The sequence below is a fragment of the Fodinicola feengrottensis genome (assembly GCF_010993775.1).
Lineage (GTDB): Bacteria > Actinomycetota > Actinomycetes > Mycobacteriales > HKI-0501 > Fodinicola > Fodinicola feengrottensis.
This window is the reverse complement of record NZ_WOTO01000013.1, coordinates 95,756-121,440: the sequence shown is the minus strand read 5'-3', so window position 1 is coordinate 121,440 and position 25,685 is coordinate 95,756. Positions and strand designations below refer to the sequence as shown.

Sequence of the window (25,685 nt, the reverse complement as noted above, 5' to 3'; positions counted from 1 at the left end):
CGCTGCTCGGACATGGCATCCAGATGTTGCATCATCCGCTACCTTTTCTGCAGCGGCAACGCGATCGCGGCGAGGTGGTGAAGATCTTCCTGGGCACCCGGCCGGCGTACGTGATCAATTCACCGGAATTGATCCACCGAGTATTGGTCGCGGACGCCGACCGCTTCGACCGCGGCCGGCTTTTCCAGAAGGCGTCGGCTTTGGTGGGCCACGGGCTGGCGACCTCAGACGGCCCCTTCCATCTCCGGCAGCGGCGCATCATGCAACCCGCCTTTGGCCGGCTGCAGGTTCGTACGTACGCGACCGACATGAACGCCGAAGTGCGCCGGTTGGTGGACTCTCCTGGAAACCTGGTCAGGTCGTCAATGTCTCCCAGGACATGGGTGAGCTGGCGCTTTCTGTCACCGCGACCGCTCTCTTCCGTGCCGAGATTGGCAAACAAGCCGTCCAGGAAGTGCATCGCTGGCTGCCGGTGATCGTCGCCGGGCTGCTGCCGAGAGTGGTCGCACCGGATGGCTGGGAACGCGTGCCGACGCCCGGAAATCGCCGGTTCACCGAAGCTCGCCGCCGACTCCGGGCGATTGTCGAGGATGTCATCGAGTCTTATCGTGTCTCGGCCGGAAATCAGCGCGATGACCTGCTGTCGGCGCTGCTCACGGCTCGGTACGACGACACCGGCGAGCCGATGAGCGCGGAGCAGTTACGCGACGAGGTCATCACCATCCTGATGAGCGGCACCGAGACGACGGCCAGCGCGCTCAGCTGGATGTTCCATCAACTGGCCGAAAATCCGGAGGTCGAGCGCCGGATGCACGCCGAGCTGGATACGGTTCTGGCCGGCCGTGCGGTCACGCATGCGGACATCGAGCGGCGGCTGGACTACACCGGTCAGGTGCTCCGGGAGACGCTTCGCCGGCACAGTCCACTGTGGTTCGTGATGCGTCGTACGACCGGGCCGGTGGACCTGGCCGGCGTCCGGATTCCGGTCGGCAGCCAGGTCATCTACAGCCTGGCGGCGCTGCATCGCGACCCCGCGGTTTTCGCCGCACCGATGGTCTTCGACCCAGACCGGTGGGCGCCCGGCCGTCCAGTGCCAGACCGGCAGGCCTTCCAGCCCTTCAGCAGCGGCCGCCACAAGTGCATCGGAGAATCCTTTGCCTGGGCCGAAATGACGATCGCGGCGGCGACCGTCGCGGCGCGATGGCGGCTGCGTCCGGTGCCGGGCCGGCGGATCCGCGAACGTACGCTCGCGACCCTGCGCCCGAGCACCCTGTTGATGATCGCCGAACCTCGGTTCGCTACTACAGCTGCTCCCACCACCAACTAATCGACGGCACCGGAATTGGTTCCCTGCTGGGATCGGAAGGCTTTGCCGCCCAGCCAGCAAACTCCGGCTGACCGCCATAGCGCGGGACGGTCAGGCTCCATTCGATGTTCCCTCGAATGGTGTGCCCAAGACCATCCACATAGGACGCCAGCGCCGGGCCGCCACTGCCTCGATATTTCTCCGACAGGAGCAGGAAAAGTGCCATCACACGATCCCGCAGCGCAGTGGCGCTTACGATAGCGTCCTGACGCGAACAACGATCCTGCCGGTGAATCACGTCGACGAGGGTGGTGCCGGTCTGATTGAGCCGGCGTTCCTTTTGGCCGGACACCAGGTCGTTGTCCAGCGCGGCGACCATTCGGGCCGCCTCAGTTGTCGCTCGTACGCCGGGAGAATCCAGCTCTGCCGCCGGAACCTCCTGGTTGTTGACGATCTCGATCATCGCGGTGGTCGGTTCGCCAGCGCATGAATTCAACCGCATCGTGAGATAGTCGTTCAGATCAGGCTCGGTGCCAGCTTCGACATACGACACCTGCCACGCGGTCGCAGACAACCAGCCAGCATGGCCGTTAATCCACCGTCGCATTTGGACCGGGGAAGCGATCGCGGACAGGTCGGCGCCGATCCGGCCCAGCGTGACCACATACGGGTCTTCCGTAACGGGATGGGAAACCGCCGGGTTTTCCAGCGTGGTCATCAAACGCGCTGCGAGATCCTTGAACGCGTCGGTACGCGTGCTGGTCGGTCCGCTGTCGCAGCGGGCATCGTCGAAGGCGAATCCCCAGTAGCACCAGTGCACCGCGGGCTGCAGCCGGTCAATGTCCGCCTCGGGTGTGATGCGCGCGTAGAACTCGGCACTGTTCGTACCAGCGAGATGTGGGTGCAAGTCGTGGTCCGCGAGCCACCGTAGCGCCCGGTCCTGTACCAACTCGACCTGCGGATGCAGCACGGACGGAAGGGGGCAGTAAAATGGGAGGAGACTCACGGACGTCTCGGTCACCGTTGCCTCCTTACCCGAGTCTTGTCACTACCGCGCGCGACTTTACGGCCACGAACGCCAGTTGACCAGGGCCTACCGGCACTTTCGGCGATCCGGTCCGCGGCATCGACGCACACTTCGTATTGCCCGGTGTGTTGAGTGCCAGCATCAGCCGTTGTCAGCTCACCCCAGGCCGACGAGGTTTCGCTGCCCTGGGGAGAAAAAGCCACCGCCGCCGGCACGGTCACCAGGTGGGTCCCGCTCCCCGGGACGGTAAACGTGGCCTGACTTCGCAGTGTAAGAAGATCAAACACCGAAACAGTGGTGGAGTGGTCGTTGGACCCTGTCGCGCAAGAAATTGAGCCGCCACTCACGCGGAGTGCCCTGGCCTCACGATACGCGTCCGGGTCCAGGCACGAGCCAAACTGCCCTTTGGGGATATTGTGTCGCTGCCGAGAAGCCAGGTCATACCAGGCATATTTTCCGTCGTCCAGGTAGAGCAGAACTCCGGCGGAGGTGACCGCGGAGACAATCTCCATGGACGAGCTGTAGGCATAATTCCCCGAGGAGGCCGCCAGCACGACCTCGATCGCGTCACGGTCCCCCACCGAACCGACGGTTACCCATCCTCCATCGTTCGACTCGAGGCCGACCTGGCCACCTTTGGGTCTGTCGAAGGTCTTCTGCCAGGTGACGACTCCGGTACGGTCGGGATAGCCGACGAGAGTGTCCCGAGTCGCACCAGGGCATCTCATATCCAGCACAAAAGTGTCGGCCGTCGCGGTTGAAGTCGTTCTCGTACAATCCGCCGGCAAGGTTTTGGACCAGAGCACCGAACGATCCAGGAGATCGCGTACGACCACGCTCTGGTTGTCGTCGCTCCAGGTAGCGTATGTGGTGTTGGTCAGGCGATCAGAGAGATCCTCGCCAGTTCCTTTCCCTGGACCAAAAGACGCGGCCGCATCCGGTCCGGACACCGGCTGGACGCTGCGCAACTGGCCGGTCGCGGTGTCCAGCACGACCAATGAGTTCAGGTCCCCGCGGACCGGTTTTCTGGCCGAACACAGCAACAACAGTCGGTGGTCCGGTGTGGTCAACGTACGATCAACTTTCCCGTCGCCGCGGCGATAATGCCATCGCGGCCGACCATCGCGGCCACCTACCGCCACCACGCCGTCCGCCAGCACCACGATCGCGCCATCCACCGACGACCGCACCTGCGCGATCCCGGACGGCGCTTGATAATTCCAGGCCACCTTCGTCGGCCGAGCCAACGGCACTCCACCAGCAACCGCCGGCGCATTCGACGCGTCGACAACCTGTTGCCCAGCCCGGCTCACGCGTACCGACTGCCGGTCCGCACCGGCAATTCCGGCGCCCACCACTATTGCCAGCGCCACCAGGCACGTTGCCGCAGCCACCGGCTGCCGCCAGACCGACTTGCCCACTGGCACTTTCACTGCCAGCAACGCCAATGCCCCCAACGTCACAGCGCCAGCGGCGACAACCGACCAGACGCCACCCCGCAACTCGTCGAGATCCGCCGCCGCGGTCGTCGCACCGCCAAAGATGCCAGCACCCAAGCCGAATTCACCACCGCGAAAACACCAGACACCGCGGCGACCAGTGCGACTGCCCGTACGATCCGCTGCCGTATCGGCCACCGCATCACCACCGCCAAGCCCAAACCCACCACAATGGCCGACATCGCAATCAAAGCCAGCCACCACCGGCCCGGCTGCCGTGCTGCCCCAGCACACCGCCGCGACCACGGCACCCACCAGCAGACCCACAGCCGCACCGACCTTGACGAAATCCCCCATGTCGGCAAGGTAGCCGCCCGCCGCAATCACCCGAAACAACCAAGATGCCCTTTAGCGCATCCGCGCACATGGCATAACGTTGCATCTGAGGTGCCCCAGACGGATGTGAGTCCGGTGGCGCGCGAGGGGTCGAAAGAACTGCATTCTGTTGCGGTTTCGCGGTTGAGCGCGGTGGCGTCGCCTCGTTACGTGCGCCCCGGCCTGGATGTACCGGCAGGGAGCTGGGTTCGGCCCTTGTTTCGCCTGGCTTTTCGTCGAGAGTGGGGCCCCACCCTCACCAAATTGCTTAGGGCTTGAACGCGCGCGCTCTGTGTTTTGCTGAGATGATTGAGAAAATGACCACGTTCCGATCGTACGAACTCGATCTTTTTGACGGTGATGGCGGTAGAATGGTGTCATGGCCGCCGGCGATGACGTCACAGATCCAGAGCTCTGGATGTGTAAACCCGGGCAGTTGGCCGATTTGCTGCGTGCAGCCGAGCAGGACATTCGGCGGCGGCAGGCGCGGGCGTTGGATATTGTCGCGGCAATTCATCGGAACCGGGTCGGCAAGGCAGTCGGACATGACAACACCATGAGGCTGCTGCAAGATAATCTCCTGCTGTCCCCGACCGAGGCTGGTCGTCGCCTGAAACGGGCATTGAACCTGTGCAGCAGCCAAGCACTCACCGGTGAAACCCTCGCGCCCAAACTTGGTCTTGTCAGTGCAGCTATGCGCAGAGGTGAAACTCGCGATTCCCAAATCGACACGATCATGGGGATCGTGAACAGGCTCCCCGCCAGGGTGAACATCGAAGAACGCGAAGGCGTCGAGGCTTCCCTGGTGGAGCACGCGAAGAGTCACCCCGCCCGCCGTCTTGTCGAACTTGGTCGCCGCATCCACGATCACCTCGACCCCGACGGCCCAGCTCCTTCGGAACGGGAGAACGAGAAACCGCGCCGCGAACTGTCCCTGCACACCGGGCGTGATGGGCGACTGAATTTCCGGGGCTCCTTCGACGGCGAAACAGGCACCCTGCTCACCGAAATCCTCAGCCCACTGGCCAAACCCCGCCCCACCGAAGACGGCCGCCGAGATGAGCGGTCAGTCTCCCAACGCAACGGCGACGCGCTCGCCGACGCGCTTAATCTTGTCGCGGACTCCGGGAAACTCCCCATCCAAGGGCAGGAACGCCCTCACCTCACTATTACCCTGGACTGGGAACTGCTCCGCGAACGTCTCGGTGTCGCGTACGCACACACCGGCATCGCTATATCCCCAGAATCCGGCCGCAGGCTCGCCTGCGACGCGAACATCACCCCGATGCTCCTGGGCCGCAACAGCGTACCGCTCAACGTCGCCCGCACCGAACGACTCATCCCCGCACACCTACGAAAAGCACTCATAGCGCGAGACAGAGGCTGCGCCAGGTGCGGTCGACCACCCCGCTGGTGCCGCGGCCACCACGTCAAACACTGGGCCGATGGTGGCGATACCTGCCTGGAAAACTGCGTGCTCCTGTGTGATGCCTGCCATCGACTGATCCACCACAGCGACTGGGAAGTACGCATCATCGACGGAATCGTCGAATTCATCCCACCCGCATACCGGGACCCTGAACGAAGACCCATCCGTGGAATCAACCAACTCGCCGCATAACAAACCACCCCGGCCGCCGGGCAACCACCACGCCCGGCGGCCCACAACCCTGCCCGCCCCCCGACGTTGCACTTCGAGTTCGCGTTGTGGACCAGGGATATGGCCGCTGATGTGATCGCCCGGGAGTTCGATGCCCGGTTGGCGGTGACGACGGGGGAGCTTGCTGCGGAAGATGGGCCTGTCGCCGCAACTGCCGCACGGTTTGATCGTGTCTGTCGCGCGACTTTTCTAGGCGTTACAACGGTAAGTGTGGGTGCCGGGGCCGGCATCCGCGCTGGTGCCGTCGGGCAGCCGGATTCCTGCGCTCGTTCCGGCCGGGATTTCCACGGTCAGCTCAAACAAACCGTCGGTGATCTGCCATTGCGAGGAAATCCGCCCGTACGGGCTGTCGTGCTGGGCCGACGCGCGGGTAAGTCCGCCACCGGGCACCGGCTCGATGGAGAATCTGCGATAGGCGGGCGAGTCGCCGAGTCGGATGCCGGCCGTACGGGTGTGCAGGAACGAGACGACGGCACCCTTGCTGTAGTGGTTGAGTGAGGCCTTTGGCTCACCAGTGGCGGAAATCCCTTCCCAGTCCTCCCAGATCGTGCTCGCGCCGCGATCGATCATGGTCAGCCAGGCCGGCGCGGAATCCTGGAAGAGCAGCTCGTACGCCACATCCGGGTAGCCGTGGTCGGAGAGCGTCGGCAGAAGGTCAGGCGTGGCAAGGAAACCGGTGGTCAAATGCGTCCCGGCGGCGCGTACGAGCCGCACCAGCTCGGCTGCCGCGGCCGGCTGGAGTTCCGGCGGAACAAGCCCCATTTTCAGCGCTCGTACGTAGGTGGCCTGCGTCGGTGGGTTGACCGTGCCGTCCGCGCCAAGATATTCGGCCCGCCAAGCGGCCAGCGCGCCATCGGCGATTTCCTGATAGCGAGCCGCATCCTTCCCCAACAGCGCGGCTATCCTGGCCAACAGGGCAGCCGAATAGTGCAGGAAGGCCGTCGCGATGGGGCCGTTGTCCCGGCTCGGATCCAACGCCGGCTCCTCGCCCGGTTCCAGCCACTCGCCCCAGTGAAAACCGCTGTCCCAGAGGAAAGCCTCGTGCGGTGCCGGCTCGGGACGAGCGGCCGCCCGATCCGGATGCCGGTTCTGGCGAGCGGTTTTCGCCGCGTAGTCAACCCAACCCGTCATCGAGTCGTACTGTTCGGCCAAGACGTCTTTGTCGCCGTACGCGCGCCACAGCTCCCACGGCACGATCACCGCCGCGTCTCCCCATCCGGCCGAGCAGCGCAGGGTCGCGAGTGGACTGTCGGGGGTGACGGCATCGGGCGGGTACGGGACGAACTGCGGTACCGCGCCGTCCTCGTACTGGTCGGCTGCGAGGTCTCGCAGCCACTTCAGCGAAAAACCGGCCACGTCGTAGAGAAAGGCCGCTGTTGGTACGTAAAGCTGCCAGTCCCCGGTCCAGCCAGCGCGTTCTCTGGTTGGGCAGTCGGTCGGCACATCGCAGGCGTTGCCCCGAAAACTCCACACCGCGGCCTCATGCAGCCGGTTGATGCGGTCGTCGTCGCAGTCGAACCAGCCGGTCCGGCGCAGGTCGGTGTGTACGACGACACCGGTCACGTCGGCCGCGGTCAGCTCCTGCGGATGGCCTTGGATCCGGACGTACTGGAAGCCGTGGGTGGTGTGCCGTGGCTCAAAACTCCCTTCGCCGGCGGAGATGACCTGGTCCACCTGACCGGCCGGCAGCGGCTCGCCGGTGACGAAGTTGAAAGCGGCGAGGTGATCGGTGGTGACATCGCCGTCGGCGGCGAGCGCTTCACCATGGGTGAGTGTCAAAGAAGTGCCCGCTGGGCCGAGCGAGTCCACCCGAACCCAGCCGTTGATGTTCTGGCCGAGATCAATCACCTGCCGATCCGGCGCCGGCCGACTGATCCGTACCGGCCGAATTTCCTGGATCCGTCGAACTGGCGGTGCCGGCGATGCCTTCAAGTTGCCGAAATCCCCAGAGATTTCAAGGGTTTTGGCCCATTCGCTGTCATCCCAGGCAGCTGCCGACCAGCCCGGCAACGCTTTTCGTACGTCCACGACCTGACCGTCCCGTCCATCAAGTCGGCGGCCACGATGTCGGCGGTGCTGAATCGCCAGTCCGGGCCAGTGCCAATGATCGTACGAGTGCCGTCGTCGTGGTCGATAACGAGCTGCGCCAACAAACCAACTCGATTCCCGTAACCGTCCGGCCAGCGACCGAAGCCAGTACGGCCACGAAACCAGCCGTCGGTCAGCACCGCGCCGACCGCGTTTGCCGACGGCTCAAGGAAATCCGTGATGTCGTACGCCTGCACCAGCAGGTGGGACCGATAGGAGGTGAATCCGGGCGTCAGCTCAGCGTCACCGATCCGTTGCCCGTTAAGGAAGAGTTCGTAAACGCCATGCGCGGTCGCGTACGCACGCGCTCGTACGACCGGCTTCGCCAACGAAAATCCGTGCCGCAGCAGGTAACCCGGCCGCTGGCCGGCCTCCGGTGGTGCCGTCTCAACCGGCTCGATCCACCGAGCGGCCCAGTCCGCCGGCTCCAGCAGTCCCATCTCCCACCAACCGGCCGCCGACCAGTCACTTTCCCCGAGATCGGTCCACACCCGGACCTGCCACCGCACCCGTTGCCCGGCTGCCAACGCCGGCCCGTGGTAGTGCACGAGGACGCTCTGATCGGACTCGATCCGGCCGGAATCCCAGTCACCGGCCCGAATCTGGTACGCCAGCTGGGCCTGAGCACCGGCCGGCAACCACCACGACAGTCGCGGCTGGCGGGCGTCGATGCCGAACGGCTCGGTCAGATGCTCCACCTGAAGGTGGGTCGGGTTCGTCATGTCGTACGAACCTTTCGGAGCGGCGGTTGATACGTTTCAGACTCCAGTCGCCGCCGCGACAGATGTCAAGCCCGCGAGTCGTACTGCATGGCGCCAATCGCGTTTCCGGACGGATCGGTGAAAAAGATCAGATGCCCGACACCGCTGATGGTGAACCGCGGCATGATGATCTTGCCACCGGCATCGGTCACTTTCTTCGCGCGATGGCATCGACATCCTCAACCCCGAAAGTGCATTCCAGACCGATGGTCGGCTGCCCTTCGACCAGGTCACGGCGCTTTTGCAGGGCACCGGGCAAGCCATCGTCGCCGGTCGCGATCCGGAAGAATCCGGGCGGCCCGAACGCCTGGAACTGCCAGCCGAAGACCGACTCATAGAAGGTGCGGCTGGCGTCCGGATCGTCGGCGTTGATGGCGAAGTGCGCGAGGTTCATGGTCATGGCCTCATCGTGACATCGCGCAGACTTGTCGGGCCATTTAAGATCTGACAGGAAATGTCGAAATCGCGACGCGAGCCGGACGTACGCGGCTACTCGGTGACCCACCCGCCGGGCCGCGCCACGCTGCCCATCGAGCCGGGTTGGCACCAACTGCTCTACGCCGCGTCCGGCGTCATGACCATCTCGACGGCGACCGGCGCGTGGGCGATCCCGCCACACCGGGCACTGTGGATCCCGGACAGCGCGGCGGCGACCATCGCCAACCGCTCGCGGGTAGCCGTACGCACGCTCTATCTCTCGTCCGACCTCCCCGCACTGCCGTGCAAGACACGGGCCATCACCGTCTCCGGACTGGTCCGCGAACTGCTGCTGCACGCCGTGAAGACGAGCCCTCTCGACCTCTCCAAGCCTGTCGACGCCGCTCTGATCACCGTCCTTATGGACCAACTGAAAGCATTGCCCGACGCACCACTGCTGCTGCCGCTCCCCCAGGACCCGCGGGCGGCCGACGCGGCTCGTGTCCTTATGGACGACCCAACGCTGTCCTTGGATGACGTACGGGTCGGTGCCAGCAGCCGTACGCTGGAGCGCGCCTTCGCCGCCGAGACCGGCCTCACGCTGGGCGGATGGCATCGGCGAGCACGCATCCTGCACTCTCTCGACTCGTTGGCCAGCGGCGGATCGGTCACGGCCGCGGCGAGCGCTGCAGGCTATGCGACCCCGTCCGCCTACGTGGCCGCCTTCAAACAGGAACTCGGCGAAACCCCGCGCCGCTTCCTTTCCTAGAAGGTCAGTGCACCGAAAGCGGAGGTGCCGATTCCGCTGGGCAGGAACGAAAAGGCGAGCGACGGGACGCGGCCCCGGCGGAGTTCCTTCTCGCCGTACCGGGAAGTGTGCTGATGCCAGGCCAGAATGCCGGACATCCAGTCCTTCAGGTCCTCGGCGTGTTTGGTGAGCGCGGCACGAGCCGCCTCGTCGAGCTGGGAATCCGCCAGCAGCGCGGGCAGATCGGTCTCGGCGATCTGCTCGAACTGGCGGACCCTGGACTCCAGCAACCTGGCCACGATGTCCCGGGCGATCACCCGGTCCACGTTCAGGAAGTTCTCCACGACGACAACGATGTTGTGCATCTCGCCGTCGAACTCGACCTCCTTCTGGTACGAGAAAAGGTCATTCGTGAAACAGCCGACATCCTCCGCGGCGGTGTCCATCTCATGCAGCACCCGGTGCTGGAAAATCTCGGCCGGGACGATCTCCAGATAACTCAGCCGAGAAAGGAACTGGGTCAGCGCCGACCGAAAGTCCGCCGACGCATCTCCACGTAGTCGATCGGGTCCGGCACCCGGTTGCCGAGCTGGTTGGCCAGCTCCCACAGCCAGCTTTCGGTCATGTCCAGCACGGCATCTTGGAAGACGCCCCGCAGTTGCGCGGCCATCGGACCGGCCGTACGGACCCACAGGTCAGCGAGACCCGCGCTCGACCGGGTTCAGCGGCTCGGGCATCGGCTGGTCAGCCTGCACCGGCATGAACAGCGCGAGCCGCTCGTGCTGGAGCCTGGCCGCCAGCAGGTCGCGACTTGCCCCAAAAACGTAAGGGAAATAGTCGTCCGCGTAGGTGCCCCCAGGTCAACCAGTCCGCATTCAGCCGGACGTCCCGGGGCACTGCTGTCCGGATGGATTCGGGCCGCGCAATGGGCGAAATCGTAGCCGGCGAGCCGGCTCATGTCCCACATGCTCCCGCCCTGGATCCCGGGCACGGAGTCCAGAAATCCCATTAGCCGCGACCATTCCAGGCTGCGCCGCGAGCCTGCGCCTCATGTTCGCTGACCCGGACCGGGAAAGGCTGATAGATGTCCGGCAGCGGCAGGTGACCGACCGGTTTGTACGGCTGGTACGCCCGCTCGCGCAGCCGCCCGCGCAGCCCCAGCCGGATCGTTGCCGCGGACATCCCCAGCCCGGAAAGTCCCAGCCCCAGAGCACTGTCGGAGTCCGACGCGGTGGCCTGATTCATGTAGCGACTGGAGGTCGCGTGCCATTCGTGGCCACCGGCCTGCCAGTCCTGCAGGCCTTTCACGTACGCACCAACCCCGACCTGTTGGTCGACCGCGATGCCGTGGTCGGCCAGCAATTGCGGCACCTCGACCAGCGCGGTGGTTTCGAACTGCTGCAGCCGGGAAGTCATCAGGTCGTTCACCAGGTCGGCGGCTTCCTGAGTGGGACAGTCGAAAAACTTCTCGAAAACCAGCACGGCATTGGAATTCTCGCCCTCTTCGCGAACTTCGCGCTGGTACGAGAAAGATCGTTCCGCAGGTGGACGGAGTCGGAGAAGGTGTCCCGCAGGACCTCCATCGGCCGGGTAGCCGCGATCGCGTCCGGGATTTCCGCGCCAACCGCGTATTCGACCAGGTTCGCGGACCAGGGCGCACCACCGACCCGGCGGCGCATCTGCACGTACTCAATCGGGTTGGCGATCCGGCCGCGGTCGATGTTCTCCAGCTCCCACATCGACTCGACCATCAGATTGTGAGTGCTGGTAACAAAACGGCGTCGCCAGTCGCGGGACATCGCCGGGGTCGTACGCGCCCACAGGTCTTTCAACCCGGCCTCAGCCGGATTTTCCGGCGCTGGTGGATCGTCGCTCATGAAAAGTTCCAACCGGTCCAGGTGCGCCTTGGCGCCGGCCATATCCCGGGAGTATTTGAAAAGCTCCAGAAAGTGGTCGTCGAAAAAGAAGACCCAGACATACCAGTCGGTGATCAGGTCCAGCGTCGGCCCGTCGCAGTCGGGGCGCGTACGCGCACATCAGGCCGTAGTCCATCCGGGCCAGCGCCGGCTCGTCCCACACCAGGCCGCCGGTGGGGGTAGCCGCGTCCAGCATGCCCATCTGGCGGGCCCACTCGGTGCTGTGCGTCCGGGACCGCTCCAAATGTGGATTCAGCCGCGCGGGATAGGGCAAGTAGAAGTCCGGCAGCGTGAACGCCTGCATGGGCATGCCTATTCTCTCGACCGACGACCAGCTCCTTGGGGTGCATCGTGCGCCGTGCCCACTGTCCCAGACCCAACTTTTGTTGGGTCCTGTCGATCTTCGATCGCCGCGGCCACGATCAGTCCGGCAACATCAACCTTAGGTGACCCTAACTTGTGACCGGAAGAGGCACCCGACCGTACGAACGGGCCACTGGTCTAACCGCATTCGGGCGGCGTCGTTGCGGCCGTCGCGGGCCGCCAGCAGAGTGGGCGCTAACCGATCTCCGTCGTGAGGACCCCAGATGCCGCAGCAAACGGCCGTTTTCGCCGAGCCCGCCACCGCGGACGGATTCCTGCCCCTGTTGGCCGAGATCCAAGTGCAGTACGAGCTGCTGCCGGTGGCCGATCTTGAGACCACTGACCTGCGCGAGTACGCGGCGGTGATCGTGCTCGCCGACGGCTACCGGCAGGTGCGGCCGGAGCCGGTGAAGCTTGGGGCATCCATGGCCGAGCGGTTGATGGCGTACGTACGCTCCGGCGGCCGCTGCTATGTGGAATACGCCACCGGGCTGCTGCCCACCCAACCACCACGGCCGTCCGGGTTTCGAACGGATTTTCTCGCCTTCGCTGGAGATTTTCGACGAACAACAGTCGTGGTATCTGCCGGTCGAGCGGCCTGCGGACGCCTCGGAGTTGCTCCTTTACGGTCGGGTCGCCGGCGTTTATTCCGCCGTGTACGGCCCGCCCGAGCAGTGCTTTCCCGCCCTGTTGGAGATTCCGTCCGGCGCCGGCAAACTGTTCTTCGCCACCACGGCCTTGAGCAACTTCCAGCACGGTCACTACCGGCTGACGAGTCGCTGGCGGAAGGTAGTCCGAGATTTGCTGATGTCGCTGCAAAACGCGCCGGTCGACTTCAGCGAGGTGACCATTCGTACGGCTCCACCGGAATGGGCCGCTTCGGGCGCTGGGGTACGACTGCGGGTGTCCGCCACGAAACCGGTCGACTCCGAGGTCCCGCTGCACGAGATTTCGGCCGGAGAATGGGAGTCGGAGCCGCTGAGCCTGCCGGACGGCGACCACGTCTTCACCGTACGATCCGGCGATCAGACGTGGCAGACGCGGCTCGTCGTCGGTCCCCGCGAGGAGCGCTATTCGCGGATGCTGGAGCGAGGTTTTCGCTGGTATCACGAAGCCGGCATGTTCTATGACCAGCCGGACGGCTCGGCCGGCATCGCCGAGGGCTTCGCCAGCGAGATCCAGCCCGACGGTTCGCATCCGTTCCGCGGAGTCCGTCGCGGCGACGGCTATGTCGAGAACGCGTACGCATTCCAGCTCTACGCGGAGCTGACTGGCGACGATCGCTATGCGACCATCGCTGGCAATCTCATGCGGCTGGTCCTGGATCGCATGCAGGTGTTGGATCGTACCGCCGTCTACGGCTCCTGGGAGACCCGCGAATACTGGAAAACGCTGGTCGAGATGGATAATCTGTTCTCGGACGACAATGGCTGGATTTCCGCGTTGGTGCTGGCCGACGGCATCCGCCGCGGCGATGACGAGACTGTCGCGCAGGGACTTCGCGGGGTCGAAGCACTGATCCGTACGTCCGACGCCGAGTTCGGGCTGCAGGTCAATCCGTGGCGTACGCCGTCATATCTGATTGGCCAGGGCTGGGAAGCCATTTCTCGGCTGCCGCTGACCGAGAACCTCGACGTCAGCGCCCATTGGCAAAGCACCCCGCAGACCGCGTTGCTGCTAGCGTACGCGGCGACCAGCGACCAGCGCTATCTCGACTTCGCCACCCGCGGCCTCGACCACATGGTCGCGGAATTTCCGCGGATGCGGCTGGAAACCAGTCGGACCGCGGAATACATCCGGTTTCTGCTGCCTTTGCTGGCCGCCTATCACTACACCCAGAAGTCGAGCTATCTCGACGTGATCATGCGGATCGGTGAGTTTCTCCGTGAGCGCCAGGATCCGGACAGTGGGGCCCTGGCCGAATGGGACGGCCGGAATCCCTCCAGCAACGCGACGTACGGGCAGGATGAGCAGTCGATCGTCCAGCAGAACGGGGACACCGTCACCGACCAGCTCTACACTGTTGGTTTCGCCGCGATGTTCCTGCCGTTGGCGCACCAGGTGACTGGCGAGTCCGTCTTCGACGAGCTTGGCACCGGCGTACTCGACTATCTGTCCCGGATTCAAATCGACGACGACTCGCCACTGTCCGGCGCCTGGATGCGGTCCTTTGACTTCGGCCATTGGGAGTATTTCGGCAGTAACGCGGATATTGGCTGGGGGCCGTACTGCGTCGAGACCGGTTGGGCGAACGCGCCCATTCTGATTGGCGCGATGCTGAAGCTGACCGGCCGCGCGTTCTTTCCGCCCCCCGCGGTGCGGACGGACCTGTCGACCAAGGTCACCGCGGAATTCGACGCGATCGCCCACCCCACCCCGATCCCGGCCGGTCCGCCGGTGACCGGCGGCCAGGTGGTAGCCAGCAGCCTGCTCAGCAGCACGCAGATCTTTTGGCGTGGTGACGACGATCTGGTCCACCACACACGTACGTACGACGGGCGACGGGCCGGCCGGGCCGTGGGATCGGCATGATATGCAAGCGGTAGCGGGAAATCCGGTCGCGGTGGATAATCCGGCGACCGGGAGCATCGAGGTCTATGCCCGCGATCAGGCCGGCCGGTTGGTGCACACGTACCTTCACCGCGACACTGGTCGCGGGCCATGGCGGCCGGTCGGTGACCTGGTTTTCCAGGGCGATCCGGCGCTGCTGTTCGACGACCAGGCCGCCGAGGTCGAGATCTACGTGCTGGCCGCCGACGGGCGCGTGCACCACACCAGCGCTTTGGACCTACGGCACGGATACACGCCCTGGGAGCCGATTCGGGCGGTACGCTTCGGGGCCGCACCAACAATCGTCCAGAACGCCGCCACCGGCCGGACCGACATTTACGCGATCGACACGACCGGGGTTCTTCGTCGTACGTACAAAATCAACCGAGACCACGTGGGCTGGCGGCCGGTCACCGACACGCCGTTGACCGGGAGCCCGGCCGCGGTGTTCCATCCGCCCTCCGGTCAGGTGGAACTCTTCGCGCTGGACGCGGACGGCATTGTCCACTATGGACGGGCAGACCACAGCTGGCGGGCACTCGGGAACTTCGCGGCCGTTGGACGACTTGTAGCGGTCAACAACCCGACGGCCGGTGCGGTCGACCTGGTCGCCCGGGCCCGCGGCGGCGAGCTGCACCACCTGCGATGGGACCCTTCTTCGAGCGTCGCTCCGGGCTGGAAGGCACTGGCCGGCCGCACTGTCAGCGATCCCGCTGTGGCGTACCATCCCGGCCGGCAGGTGGTCGAGGTTTACGCGACAACACCGCGGGGGCGGCTGGTCCGTACCGATCTTGGTGGTGACGGCTGGGTCACGGTCGGTTCGAGAGCTGGTCTCCTTTAGACCACCGGTCTACTCTGACCACGGCATTCGCGCAGGACGCTGGCACGGGCGTGCGACCACTGGGCAGAGCAATGGTCTACGAGCAATCACCGGTTATGGTGGCGCCCGTGTCTGCCGGAGGTTTCTATAAGACACCGATTGTGGATGGAGGGCGGCCGGGTGCGCTACGGCAAGTACAGATTCATCCTGAGTTTCCTCGCGCTGCCGTTCGTTCTCTACGCGATTTTCGTGCTGTCCCCGTACGCGCAGGCCTTCTACATCGCGCTGACCGACTGGCAGGGCTTCACCTCGCGGGCGAACTTCGTCGGGCTGGCCAACTTCGTCCGGCTCGTCCAGGACCCGATTTTCTGGATCGCGTTGAAGAACAACCTCTTCCTGCTGATCTCGATCCCGATCATCGTGATCGTGCTGGCGCTGTTCTTCTCATCGATGATCAACTTCGGCGGCAGCGGGCGTGGCCGCAAACATCGCGCCGGCATCCGCGGCGTCGCCGGTGGCCGGTTCTACCAGGTCGTCTACTTCTTTCCCAGCGTGCTCTCGGTGACGGGTCATCGCGGTGCTCTGGCAGTTCATCTACGAGCCGAAAAACGGCCTGCTGAACGGCTTCCTGTCCGCGATCGGGCTGTCCGGCGCCAAACAGGTCTGGCTCGGTGACAGCAAAACCGCGCTGGCGGCTGTGCTGGGCGTCTCGGTGTGGGCCAGCGTGGGTTTCTACGTCGTTCTTTTCACCGCGGCGATGGGATCGGTGCCCCGCGAGCTCTACGAGTCGTGCCTGCTCGATGGCGCCAACCGGATGCAGACCTTCGTGCACATGACGATCCCGCTGATCTGGGACGCCATCCAGGTCGCGTTGGTGCACCTGGTGATCGGCGCATTGGACACCTTCGCGCTCGTACAAATCCTCACCGTCGGTCCGGGCGGCCCAGACAACTCCACCGAGGTCGTCGCGCTCTATCTCTTCGACAATGCTTTCACCTACAGCAAATTCGGCTATGCGTCGGCAATCGGCGTGGCCATGTTCGTCCTCACCCTGCTCCTGACCGTGATCGCGTTCCGGCTATCCCGGCGCGAGCGGGTGGAATACTGAAGCGGAGCGCGCCATGACCCTCAGGCTGCCCACCCGCAGCGACACCCCCACGCTGACCACCGACCACAGTGGACAGAGCAAACGCCCGCGTCCCATCGGCGGCGGTCTGACGATCGCATCGCACGGATTTCTGGTGATCTGGGCCGTCATGGTGACCGTCCCGCTGCTCTGGAGCGTACTGTCCGCGCTGAAATCCGACCCGGAGATCTTCACCAGCCCGTGGACGCTGCCGGCCCGATGGCGGTTCGAGAACTTCGTACGCGCCTGGGACCAGGCCAATATCGGCAGCTATTTCGTCAACAGCGTGATTGTCGTACTGGGCGGGGTGGCGCTGACCTTGTTGCTGTCGTCCATGGTCGCGTACGTGCTTGCCCGGTTCTCCTTCCCAGGCAACCGGGTCGTCTACTACATTTTCGTCGGCGGCATGCTCTTCCCGGTTTTCCTCGCGCTGGTCCCCCTTTTCTTCGTCGTGAAGAATCTCGGCCTGCTTAACACGTACCAAGGCCTCATCCTGGTTTACGCCACCCAGTCGATGTCGTTCTCGATTTTCTTTCTCTGCGCCTTCTTTCGTACCCAACCGTCCACCCTCGTCGAAGCCGCCCTACTCGACGGCTGCTCGCATTGGGGCGCATTCTTTCGGGTGATGCTGCCGCTGGCCAAACCTGGCTTGATCAGCATTGGTATCTTCAACTTTTTGGGCATGTGGAACGAATATCTGCTGCCGCTGGTGCTCACCACCGACCCGAACAAATTCGTGATCGCGCAGGGCCTGGCCAACCTCAGCGTCAACCGTGGCTATCGCAGCGACTTCAGCGGCCTTTTCGCCGGGCTGGTCATCTCGATGGTGCCGGTCCTGCTGGTCTATGTCATCTTCCAGCGGCGCATCACCGAAGGCATGACCGCGGGCGCCCTACGGTGACCTAACAGCCGTGGCCGTGACTGCCGTGCCGGGGACCGCCAGATCCGAAGCGGTGCCGGCCGGGGCCATGGCCACCGCCGCCTGGCCAGCTGCCCGGCGGTGGGAACGGGTCGAAGGTGGGCGGACCCGGCCGCGGCCGGGACGGCGGCGCGGGCTTGACTGGCGCGGGCTTCGCTGGCGGCGGCGCCGGCCGGCTACTGCGCGGTGGAGATGCCGCTTGACCTGCACCAACGTGTCCGCCTGGGGCAGCGATCGGAGCGTTGGCGACCGTCTGCGTACGGCCGGTCTGACTGTCCGGCGGCAGCGCACCAGGTGTCGGCGAAGGAACCGCCGAAGGGGTTGGGCCTGGCGTCGCGGGCGTGCTGATCGGAGCCTGCGCAGCAGGTTGCTGACTGACCGGCGGGTGACCGGACGAGGTGAGCGCGTACGCACCGAAGCCGACGACTCCGGCCGCGGCGAGAACGCCGGAGCCGATCAGGAGCTGCCGTAACCGCCGCCGGCGCCAGTAGTAGCCGGGGGCGAGGTTGTGCAGAAACTCGTCGAGTCTCATCGATCGGCACTCCGTACATGCTGGTCAGCCCGGGATGAGTGGTGCGAAACCGGATTGTACGGGTGCCGGTCGCCTTTTCGCACACTCGGTGGTAGCGATTTGTTGTAGTACGCACCTTTTGCTGCGATAAACTGCCCCCAAGTCGGCCAGGTTTTCGAGGCCTCGGACCGATCTGACTCCCAGCCGAGCTGAGTGGACACCTGCGCGGCGGCCCTCGCGGTGACCCGGCCGGCCACGTGCAACCGGTCGCCGATCCGCTCGGTCGGCGCGGAGATGTTCAGCGCCGCGATCACCCGGCCACGAAAGTCCCGTACCGGCGCGGAAACTCCGGACACGCCGTCCTCGAACTCCTCGTAGACCCGGGCGTAACCGTCCCGCCGGCAGCTCTGGATCTGAATCCACAACTCCGGCAGCGTACGCGCCGCGGACCGCGGAAAACCGGCGGCGAGATCGTTGTTCGCACCGAACCGTACGTAAAGGTCATCGGGAGTCGCGTCCATCAATAACACCCGGCCCGCGGACGTACAAGCCGCCGGCACCCCGCGGCCCTCCCAACCATGCAGCCGGAAAGAATGGCCGGAAACAGACAGCAACGTGAGCACCTCACTGTCCCGCAACACGCACAGATGGCACGTCTCTTCGAGCTCGGCGGACAGCCCGTGCATCACCCGCTCGGCGGCTTGCACGAGCCGGTTTTCGACCGTACGCGCGACCAGCGAGAACAACCGCCAGCCGAGCCGGTAGTGGAGGGTGTCCGGGTCACGCTCGACGACGACACCCTCATCGGCCAGCGCCTTCAACGCCGCGACACCTGGCTTTTCTCCCGGCCAGCCAACTGGCTCAGCCGAACCACCCCGAGGCCGCCGGCCCGCTGCGCCTCCGCGGACGCCAACGCTTCCAGCAGGTCCAGGTCGCGCCGCAGGCCGTACCCGACTTGCCGCATGGCGGACGCGTCACCGTCTTGCGACGTCATATCCCGAAGCGTAATCCACCGGAGACGCCGCGTTCACCCCGGTGATTCGCGGATCCGAGTTGGCGCCACCGCAACGTGCGTTGCGATTCCCCCGACAGCCTTGCCCAGCGGGAATTCCGGCTCTTACCGTCGGAGCTGTCGAGCTCTTGGCTGGAGGTTTCCGATGGCTTTCGCGCTTCCCGCGCTGGTTCGTCGTGATGGCACGGCCGTGACAGGGTGAAGATCACCGATATCACCTTGGACCGGCTCCGGCTGGACCTGGACCCGCCGCTGCGGGCGGCCTGGGATCCCGTCCCCCGCGACCATTTCGACGCCACCGTCGTACGAGTGCACACCGACGAGGGCCTGACCGGCATCGGCTCCGGCGACACGATGGATGGTTTCGAAGCTTTCAAAAACCTTTTTCTGGGCGAGGACCCGCTGGACATCGTCCGGCACGTGAAAGCCATTGAGACGGCCAATTTCCACGGTGGCTGCTACTGGCCGCTGGAAGTCGCGCTGTGGGACATCATCGGCAAGGTCGCCGGCTTGCCGGTCGCCACGCTTTTCGGCAACGCTGCGCGATCCCTGCCGGTTTACGCCTCCTGTGCGGAGCTGAAACCGCCGGCCGAACGCGTCGAGTCGGCCCTCGCGGCCCGCGAAAACGGCTTCCGCGCGATGAAAATCCGGATTGACCGAGACCGCGCGGCCGAAGGCGTCCTGACGGTGGCCGCGGTCAGGGACGCCCTCGGCCCGGATTTCGTGGTGATGGTCGACTTGAACCAGTCCTGGCGGATGGCCGGCGACACCGCGGCCGGCACCGACCTCGCGGCTACCCGGCGGTTGGTACGGCGGCTCGCCGAACTCGACGTCTTCTGGGTCGAGGAACCGTTGCCGTACGCGGACATCGACGGTTTCAGGACGCTTCGCGCGGAGAATCCCGGGGTCCGGATCGCTGGCGGCGAAATGCAGCACTCGGTGCCGGAAATCCTGCGCTACCTGGAAACCGACGTGTTGGACATCTACCAAATGGACGTGGTGCTCGCGGTCGGCATGCTCCGCGCCCGTACGCTCGCCGAGCTGGCCCAGCTCCGGCACCGGCAGTTCACCCCGCACAGCTGGACCAACGGCGTCGGCGTGCTGGCCAACCTACAGGTCAGCGCCGGCGTCGGCGGCGGCCCGTATTTCGAGTTCCCGTACGACCCGCCGCGGTGGACCCCGGCGCGCCGGGATTTCCTGTTGTCACAGCCTTTGACGATTACCGCGGCCGGTGAGTTGGAGGTTCCGGCGGCGGCCGGCCTCGGCATCGAACTGGACGAGGAGGCGATCGGGCGATGGCGGATCTCCTGACATGACCACCTTCAGTATCGAGCCCACCGGCCGCATCGAGTTCGGTGCCGGCATCCTCGACCAACTCGCCAATTTCATCGCCTCGACTGCTCAGCACCGCGTTTTACTGGTCACCGACCAGGGCCTACGTGCCACCGGAATCGTCGACCGCGCCCTGAAAATCCTGACCGCCGCCGGTCTCGAACACACCTGCTACGACGCGATCGGACCCAATCCGTCCACCACCGCCATCGACACTGCCGCGGCCACCGCACGTGTCTTCGGCCCCGCCGCGATCGTCGCCCTCGGTGGCGGCTCGGTCCTGGACGCGGCCAAGGCAATCGCTCTGCTGGCCGCGAACCCGTCCGCATCCACTGGCGACTGGACCGCGCCCGGCTGGCCTCTCATCGCCATCCCCACCACCTCCGGCACCGGCGCGGAAACCAATGGCTTCGCCGTCATCGAGGACACTCACCGGCGCCGCAAGGTCTACATTGGACACTCATCGGTCAAACCCCGCATCGCTGTCCTGGACCCGGAACTGACTCTCCGCCTCCCACCCCACGTCACCGCCGCCACCGGCATCGATGCCCTCGTCCACGGCTTGGAATCGTTGGCTTCCCGCAACGCGAACGCCGTTTCCATCGGGTACGCGGCAGAGGCCGTGCGACTGGTCAGTCGCTGGCTGCCAGTCGCGTACGCGGATGGGTCCGATCTGGACGCCCGCGGTCAGGTGATGGTGGGCGCCCATTTGGCTGGGCAGGCTTTGACGATTTCCGGGCTGGGGCTCGTGCACGGCTTTGGTCACGCGATAACGGCGTTTACCGGCACTGCGCATGGGGTCGCGCTGGCTTCGGTACTGGCCGCCGTGATGAGATTCTCCCCTGAAGCGTACGAACCCGCCGGTTTTGCTTTGAGCGTTGATGATCCTGTCGCCGCCGCCCTCGACATCGCTGACGGTGTCGATATAGTGCGGCCATTACGCGACCTTGACGTTGACCGAGGAATGCTGCCCGCGATCGATCGCCGCCACCGCCCTGGCCGACGCGGTCACTCGCAACAGCCCCCGAGTTCCTTCTCTCGCCGAAGCGACAGCGCTACTCGAGTCTGCGTACTAGTTAAGCACTTTTGCGTAGTCGGCTATCAAAACGGGTGTCCGTGTCCCACAGGTGCGCGCACTCAGGGCATTGTAAGAAGACTTGCGTGCCAGCGGTCGCCAGCAAATACTGCCAATGATCGGCGCAATTCTCGCCGTCCGCGCACGCGGCACAGCCAGCGGCGTGATCGCGTACGGGACACGGCAGCCAGGCGCGGCGGGCGATGTCGGCGGTGGGGTCAAGCGGCATCATGGCGGACCTGCCGATCGGGGAGTACGCCCGCGCTGACCAGTTCGTCGTAGATCCGCTGCTGCTCGGCGTCCAGACCGGAGTAAAGCATCGCGTAAGCCTGCTCTTCCTCGAGCAGGGCCGTCACCGGGTCCCAGGTGTCGCCGAGCGCCGCCAGGACGGCCGCCCGCCGGCGCACCTCGTCGAGGGTCAGATCCAGCGCGAAGGACACCTCGTTTGTTTCGTCAGTCACCTGACACCTGCCATTCGTACGATGCTCCAACGACTTAGGGTGCCCTTACTCTTCGGTGAATCGCAATGAAGCCGGTCACGTTCGGACCGAGAAACGGGTCACCGGCAAACCGGACGTTCGACGTACAGAACACGCAATCCTCCTCGAATTTCTTCGAAATCCCGGAGACATGTTTACGTCACCGAAGTAATGAGATAGAACGAGCGGCGTGAAAGCCTCCTCGCGGGTGCAGAGCAAGATCGCCGCGCTGGTACTGGCCGTCCTGGTGGCGGTCCTCGGAGCGCCATCCCCAGCCAGCGCGCTCGCGCCACCGAACACGCTGCGTAACCCCCTGCGGATGAGTACGCCGGATCCACAGGTCACCTCCGCGGGCGGCTTCTACTACCTGACGTACAGCCAGGGCGCGGTGATCTCGGTGGCGCGGGCGGCTTCGCTCACCGGGCTAGCGCGGCCGCGCCGGCGACCGTGGTGTGGACCGGCGCGACCGACGATCCGGCACGGTGCTGCGATCTGTGGGCGCCGGAGCTGCACCAGGTCGGGGACCACTGGTACGTCTATTACGCGGCTGACGATGGTACGGCCAGCCATCACGCTCTCCAGGTGCTCGAATCAGCCGATCCCCTCGGGCCGTACCATTTCAAGAACACGCTGACCGGCGGCGCCCTGTCCACCGACCCCACGGTGCTCGACCAGGGCGGCACACATTTCTTGTTGTGGTCGAAAGATCTCGGCGACGGCACGTCTGGCCTCGCGATTTCGGCGATGTCCAACGCATGGACGTTGACCGGCACACCAACGGTCATTTCTCGGCCCACCAACAGCTGGGAGACCGTCGGGCAGGCGGTCGACGAAGGTCCGAGTGTGCTGCAGCGCGACGGAAAACTCTTCGTCACCTTCGCGGCCAGTTCGTGCGGCTCGGCGGACCAGGCGCTGGGCATGCTGAGTTTCACACCGCACCGACGTGCTCTCCGCGAGCGCATGGACGAAATCCGCTGGCCCGGTTTTCGCCCGTTCCGACGCGAACTGGGTTTTCGGCCCTGGGCAGAACAGCTACTTCTCGTCGCCGGACGGCAGCGAGGTCTGGAACGCCTACTACGCGGTGACCTCACCCGGCGGAGCCGCGTACGGAAGCTGTGGTGCGGACCGTTCGTTGCGAGTCCAGAAAGTACGCTGGAGTGCCAACGGCACGCCGCTTTTTGGTGCTCCAGCGGCATCCTGGCAATCCCAGACGCTGCCGGCGGGTGACCCGGGCGGGGCGGTGGTGCCGACCGGCTTCTACCGGTTGACACCGCAGCACGACACCGGAAAGGCACTCGACGTCGGCGGCTGTTCCTCCGCGGACAACGCGAAAGTCGACACGTACGCGTACAACGGCGGCCGGTGCCAGCAGTGGTTCATCGACTATCAGGGCGACGGCTCGTACACGATCTCGGACCGCAACAGCGGAAAAAAAGCGCTGGAAGTGCTGAACTGCGCGAGTGCCCGGAACTCCACAGTGGACATCTACCCGTACTGGGGCGGCGACTGCCAGGAGTGGTATCTCGACCCGGTCGGCGACGGCTCGTACAGAATCACGCACCGGCTCACCGGGCAGGCCCTCGACGTGCTGAACTGCTCGACCGCGGCGGTGCCGCGGCGGTGGACATCTATCCGTACTGGGGTGCCGGTTTGGGCACCTGCCAGCAGTGGAAACTGGAGCCGGTCACATGAGAATTCGCAGCATTCTGGGCATCCTCGCGATCTTCGCGGTGATAGTGGCGGCACCCGCGCCGACCGTCGCTGGCGAACATCGCATGTCGGCCGTACGAGGAATTCCGGCCGGCGGCCTGCGGGCCAGCAAGGGCACCGGAAACACCATCGGCACCACGATCTACGAGAAAAACCCGCGAGCGGACGGCTATCGGCATATCGATACTCCCGCGACCATCGCCAACCTTAAGGCGATGGGACTGACACTTTCCTTTACGACGTATGGGTTTCCCCGAAAGACTGGGACGACCTGCGCAAGGAGTTCGCGCCAGCCGCGCTCGCCGCACACCTGAACATCTGGGTCTATTTGGCGCCGCCGTCCGAATGCGAGCGGCGGATCGCCAACGGCGATGGGAACTGCCCGCGGCCGTACAAGATCGACTACCGGAGCTGGGCGAACGCGGTCGCCACTCTTTCCCTGCAGTTCCCCAACATCACCGCCTGGGCAATCGACGACTTCTTCGCCAGCCAGGAGAACCGCGACCTGTTCACGCCCGCCTATCTCGCCGGACTGCGAGCGATCACCGACGGCATCAATCCAGATCTCGGCTTCTATTCGACCTTCTACCTCGGAAACGCCAGGAACCCGACCGACCTGGCCACCATCAGCGGCGCGGTGGACGGGATCATTTTCCCCTATCTGGGCTACGAGGGAAACAACGACACTCAGGACTCCACCGCGGTCGCCCAGCAGCTCAACGACATTCTTGGCTTCACCACGCCCAAACACCTCGCTGTGGTGCTGCTCATCTACGCCGGCCGATTCCTGGACGCGCCGCTGGCGCCTACCGAAGACTATGTCGGCCAGGTGATGGACGCGGCCGCACCCTACGTGGCTGACGGGCGGATTCAAGGCATCGTCAACTACGGCGCGCCCATCAGCGACGATCCGCAGGTCAACTCGGACGACCTCGCGCCGTCCGGCAACGGCCGGCTCAGCCTGGTCGTGCCGCGACACAAACCAACCCCTACCGACTCGTACGAGCAGGGATCCCAACAGATCACCGTCGATCCGAACGCCAGCTCGTACCAGCTTTCCTTTTATCACTACGACGAAAACGCGCGAGTGCAGGCGGTTTTCGGTTACCAGATCAAGCAGGCGCTGATCAACGGCACGGTGGTGTGGGAGTCGGATGTGGAGGATGACCCGAACTACCAGTGGGCGCAGGCCACCGTACCGAACGTCACCCTCTACCCCCACTCCTGCATGGCCAAACCTCAGCGACTCTGACTTTCCGGCTGCTGGAACGCAGAGGCGTCGGCGACTTCCCGATCGATGTCGGCTTCGACAACGTCCAGACGGCTGGGATGACCGTGCCAGACGCGGATTTCGAGACCCCGCACAGCTGGACCTTGGCCCGTACGGACGTGTCGTTGCTGCCGTCCCAGGACGTCTGGTTCGCGGACCGGCCAGTACGCATCCGGAACGCCATCGCGGCCCGCTGGGGTGGGGTCCAACAGCCGGTCAGCGCCGGCCCGGTGGCACCGAAAAACCTTTCCATGTATGGGAAGGGACGGCTCAAACTGAGCCTGCCCGATCAGACCAGCACCTCGGCGGGAATGTGTACGTCGGCCACCCAAGAAGTCACAGTCGACCCAAGTTCGCCACACTACGAGCTTTCCTTCTGGTCCTTCGACCAGTATTTCGCGACGCCGTCCGGCCAGGGGCTATCACGCGAAGGACGTTTACATCACGAACAGGCAGCGGCCAGCATTTGCTGTCCCGGATGGACGTGATGGACGACTGGGCGCTGTGGATCAACAGCCAGAGCAGCTGGAACCACATCGACGTCACCGATTATCTGAAGGGCCAGAGCAGCGTGACCTTCAGTTTCGCGCTCTGCGAACTTAACGGCGTCGGTGACTTCGGGGTGGACGTCGGCTACGACAACCTCGAGACAATTGGTTTCCAGTTCGCCAACCCCGGATTCGAGACCACCGGCGGCTGGATCATGTATAACAACGGCCCCTTGCACGCTGAGATCTCGACCTCGTGACGGGGTGAATCCGGAGAGTCCTAAGCTCCCCCT

General features: G+C 64.9%; 25 protein-coding genes and 5 pseudogenes. 16 read left to right on the top strand and 14 right to left on the bottom strand.

Annotated elements, in window-relative coordinates; translation table 11 throughout:
• The first annotated feature begins 23 nt into the window (after nucleotides 1-23).
• Nucleotides 24-1,327 (top strand): annotated as a pseudogene (locus GNX96_RS14505) (cytochrome P450).
• Here the strand turns inward: GNX96_RS14505 and GNX96_RS14500 are convergent.
• Entirely contained in the window at nucleotides 1,302-2,327 is a 1,026-nt protein-coding gene (locus tag GNX96_RS14500; protein WP_163568479.1) for a terpene synthase family protein, read from the bottom strand. The pseudogene GNX96_RS14505 and the gene GNX96_RS14500 overlap by 26 nt on opposite strands.
• Entirely contained in the window at nucleotides 2,324-4,159 is a 1,836-nt protein-coding gene (locus GNX96_RS14495) for a hypothetical protein (protein ID WP_279580347.1), read from the bottom strand. The genes GNX96_RS14500 and GNX96_RS14495 overlap by 4 nt, the downstream gene beginning before the upstream one ends.
• Nucleotides 4,160-4,526: 367 nt before the next feature.
• Here GNX96_RS14495 and GNX96_RS14490 point away from each other — a divergent pair, with 367 nt between their 5' ends.
• On the top strand, nucleotides 4,527-5,768 hold the full coding sequence (locus GNX96_RS14490; protein WP_163568477.1) for an HNH endonuclease: 1,242 nt from the start codon (nucleotides 4,527-4,529) through the stop codon (nucleotides 5,766-5,768).
• 228 nt (nucleotides 5,769-5,996) lie between these two features.
• On the opposite strand, the gene GNX96_RS14485 is transcribed toward GNX96_RS14490, so the two are convergent.
• From GNX96_RS14485 to GNX96_RS51820, 4 genes are all read right to left on the bottom strand, one after another.
• Nucleotides 5,997-7,835, bottom strand: a complete 1,839-nt coding sequence (locus GNX96_RS14485; protein WP_279580346.1) for an alpha-L-rhamnosidase — start codon at nucleotides 7,833-7,835, stop codon at nucleotides 5,997-5,999.
• On the bottom strand, nucleotides 7,736-8,617 hold the full coding sequence (locus GNX96_RS51830) for an alpha-L-rhamnosidase N-terminal domain-containing protein (RefSeq protein ID WP_279580345.1): 882 nt from the start codon (nucleotides 8,615-8,617) through the stop codon (nucleotides 7,736-7,738). The genes GNX96_RS14485 and GNX96_RS51830 overlap by 100 nt, the downstream gene beginning before the upstream one ends.
• Before the next feature lie 65 nt (nucleotides 8,618-8,682).
• Nucleotides 8,683-8,808: a VOC family protein gene (locus GNX96_RS51825; protein WP_279580344.1), complete on the bottom strand. Its 126-nt coding sequence runs from the start codon at nucleotides 8,806-8,808 to the stop codon at nucleotides 8,683-8,685.
• Nucleotides 8,805-9,050, bottom strand: a complete 246-nt coding sequence (locus GNX96_RS51820; RefSeq protein ID WP_279580343.1) for a VOC family protein — start codon at nucleotides 9,048-9,050, stop codon at nucleotides 8,805-8,807. Before GNX96_RS51820 ends, GNX96_RS51825 begins: the two co-directional genes overlap by 4 nt.
• Before the next feature lie 60 nt (nucleotides 9,051-9,110).
• On the opposite strand from GNX96_RS51820, the gene GNX96_RS14475 reads away from it, so the two are divergent.
• Nucleotides 9,111-9,842, top strand: a complete 732-nt coding sequence (locus GNX96_RS14475; protein WP_163568476.1) for an AraC family transcriptional regulator — start codon at nucleotides 9,111-9,113, stop codon at nucleotides 9,840-9,842.
• Here GNX96_RS14475 and GNX96_RS51815 read toward each other — a convergent pair.
• From GNX96_RS51815 to GNX96_RS51795, 4 genes and pseudogenes are all read right to left on the bottom strand, one after another.
• Nucleotides 9,839-10,324, bottom strand: coding sequence for a terpene synthase family protein (locus GNX96_RS51815; RefSeq protein ID WP_279580378.1), 486 nt, complete (start codon nucleotides 10,322-10,324; stop codon nucleotides 9,839-9,841). The genes GNX96_RS14475 and GNX96_RS51815 overlap by 4 nt on opposite strands.
• Before the next feature lie 17 nt (nucleotides 10,325-10,341).
• Nucleotides 10,342-10,518: pseudogene (locus GNX96_RS51810) on the bottom strand (terpene synthase family protein); the annotation flags it as partial.
• Between the two features lie 311 nt (nucleotides 10,519-10,829).
• Nucleotides 10,830-11,767 (bottom strand): annotated as a pseudogene (locus GNX96_RS63510) (terpene synthase family protein).
• The gene (locus tag GNX96_RS51795) at nucleotides 11,661-12,041 is read right to left on the bottom strand and encodes a hypothetical protein (RefSeq protein WP_279580341.1); all 381 of its coding nucleotides are present in this window, start codon (nucleotides 12,039-12,041) and stop codon (nucleotides 11,661-11,663) included. The pseudogene GNX96_RS63510 and the gene GNX96_RS51795 overlap by 107 nt, the downstream one beginning before the upstream one ends.
• A gap of 530 nt (nucleotides 12,042-12,571) precedes the next feature.
• On the opposite strand from GNX96_RS51795, the gene GNX96_RS14465 reads away from it, so the two are divergent.
• From GNX96_RS14465 to GNX96_RS14450, 5 genes are all read left to right on the top strand, one after another.
• Nucleotides 12,572-14,632, top strand: a complete 2,061-nt coding sequence (locus GNX96_RS14465; RefSeq protein WP_163568475.1) for a hypothetical protein — start codon at nucleotides 12,572-12,574, stop codon at nucleotides 14,630-14,632.
• The gene (locus GNX96_RS14460) at nucleotides 14,559-15,491 is read left to right on the top strand and encodes a hypothetical protein (RefSeq protein WP_279580340.1); all 933 of its coding nucleotides are present in this window, start codon (nucleotides 14,559-14,561) and stop codon (nucleotides 15,489-15,491) included. The genes GNX96_RS14465 and GNX96_RS14460 overlap by 74 nt, the downstream gene beginning before the upstream one ends.
• 159 nt (nucleotides 15,492-15,650) lie before the next feature.
• Nucleotides 15,651-16,145, top strand: a complete 495-nt coding sequence (locus GNX96_RS51790; RefSeq protein WP_279580339.1) for a carbohydrate ABC transporter permease — start codon at nucleotides 15,651-15,653, stop codon at nucleotides 16,143-16,145.
• A complete protein-coding gene (locus GNX96_RS51785) occupies nucleotides 16,048-16,578 on the top strand; it encodes a carbohydrate ABC transporter permease (protein ID WP_279580338.1) in 531 nt (176 codons plus the stop codon). Before GNX96_RS51790 ends, GNX96_RS51785 begins: the two co-directional genes overlap by 98 nt.
• 13 nt (nucleotides 16,579-16,591) lie before the next feature.
• Complete coding sequence (locus tag GNX96_RS14450; protein ID WP_163568473.1) at nucleotides 16,592-17,497, top strand: carbohydrate ABC transporter permease; 906 nt, start codon at nucleotides 16,592-16,594, stop codon at nucleotides 17,495-17,497.
• A gap of 1 nt (nucleotide 17,498) precedes the next feature.
• On the opposite strand, the gene GNX96_RS14445 is transcribed toward GNX96_RS14450, so the two are convergent.
• The 3 genes from GNX96_RS14445 to GNX96_RS51780 are packed head-to-tail and all read right to left on the bottom strand — an operon-like array spanning nucleotide 17,499 to nucleotide 19,020.
• On the bottom strand, nucleotides 17,499-18,047 hold the full coding sequence (locus tag GNX96_RS14445) for a hypothetical protein (RefSeq protein ID WP_163568472.1): 549 nt from the start codon (nucleotides 18,045-18,047) through the stop codon (nucleotides 17,499-17,501).
• Entirely contained in the window at nucleotides 18,044-18,847 is an 804-nt protein-coding gene (locus GNX96_RS14440) for an IclR family transcriptional regulator (protein WP_279580337.1), read from the bottom strand. The genes GNX96_RS14445 and GNX96_RS14440 overlap by 4 nt, the downstream gene beginning before the upstream one ends.
• Entirely contained in the window at nucleotides 18,844-19,020 is a 177-nt protein-coding gene (locus tag GNX96_RS51780; RefSeq protein WP_279580336.1) for a hypothetical protein, read from the bottom strand. The genes GNX96_RS14440 and GNX96_RS51780 overlap by 4 nt, the downstream gene beginning before the upstream one ends.
• A 216-nt stretch (nucleotides 19,021-19,236) precedes the next feature.
• On the opposite strand from GNX96_RS51780, the gene GNX96_RS14435 reads away from it, so the two are divergent.
• Nucleotides 19,237-20,349, top strand: coding sequence for a mandelate racemase/muconate lactonizing enzyme family protein (locus tag GNX96_RS14435; protein WP_163568471.1), 1,113 nt, complete (start codon nucleotides 19,237-19,239; stop codon nucleotides 20,347-20,349).
• Nucleotide 20,350: 1 nt separating this feature from the next.
• Nucleotides 20,351-21,727, top strand: coding sequence for an iron-containing alcohol dehydrogenase family protein (locus GNX96_RS14430; protein ID WP_279580335.1), 1,377 nt, complete (start codon nucleotides 20,351-20,353; stop codon nucleotides 21,725-21,727).
• Here GNX96_RS14430 and GNX96_RS14420 read toward each other — a convergent pair.
• Entirely contained in the window at nucleotides 21,664-21,906 is a 243-nt protein-coding gene (locus GNX96_RS14420; protein WP_163568469.1) for a DUF6400 family protein, read from the bottom strand. The two genes, GNX96_RS14430 and GNX96_RS14420, sit on opposite strands and share 64 nt — an antisense overlap.
• A gap of 465 nt (nucleotides 21,907-22,371) precedes the next feature.
• Between GNX96_RS14420 and GNX96_RS63505 the strand changes: the two are divergent.
• From GNX96_RS63505 to GNX96_RS14395, 6 genes and pseudogenes are all read left to right on the top strand, one after another.
• Nucleotides 22,372-22,824: pseudogene (locus GNX96_RS63505) on the top strand (family 43 glycosylhydrolase); the annotation flags it as partial.
• Nucleotides 22,825-22,867: 43 nt separating this feature from the next.
• Nucleotides 22,868-23,038, top strand: a pseudogene (locus GNX96_RS63500) (hypothetical protein); the annotation flags it as partial.
• 129 nt (nucleotides 23,039-23,167) lie between these two features.
• Nucleotides 23,168-23,845 (top strand): RICIN domain-containing protein, encoded by a 678-nt coding sequence (locus tag GNX96_RS14410; RefSeq protein WP_279580334.1) that lies wholly within the window; start codon nucleotides 23,168-23,170, stop codon nucleotides 23,843-23,845.
• Between the two features lie 117 nt (nucleotides 23,846-23,962).
• On the top strand, nucleotides 23,963-24,886 hold the full coding sequence (locus tag GNX96_RS14405) for a hypothetical protein (protein ID WP_163568466.1): 924 nt from the start codon (nucleotides 23,963-23,965) through the stop codon (nucleotides 24,884-24,886).
• A gap of 77 nt (nucleotides 24,887-24,963) precedes the next feature.
• Entirely contained in the window at nucleotides 24,964-25,392 is a 429-nt protein-coding gene (locus tag GNX96_RS14400) for a hypothetical protein (RefSeq protein WP_163568465.1), read from the top strand.
• Nucleotides 25,392-25,652, top strand: a complete 261-nt coding sequence (locus GNX96_RS14395) for a hypothetical protein (RefSeq protein ID WP_163568464.1) — start codon at nucleotides 25,392-25,394, stop codon at nucleotides 25,650-25,652. Before GNX96_RS14400 ends, GNX96_RS14395 begins: the two co-directional genes overlap by 1 nt.
• The last annotated feature ends 33 nt before the right edge of the window (nucleotides 25,653-25,685 follow it).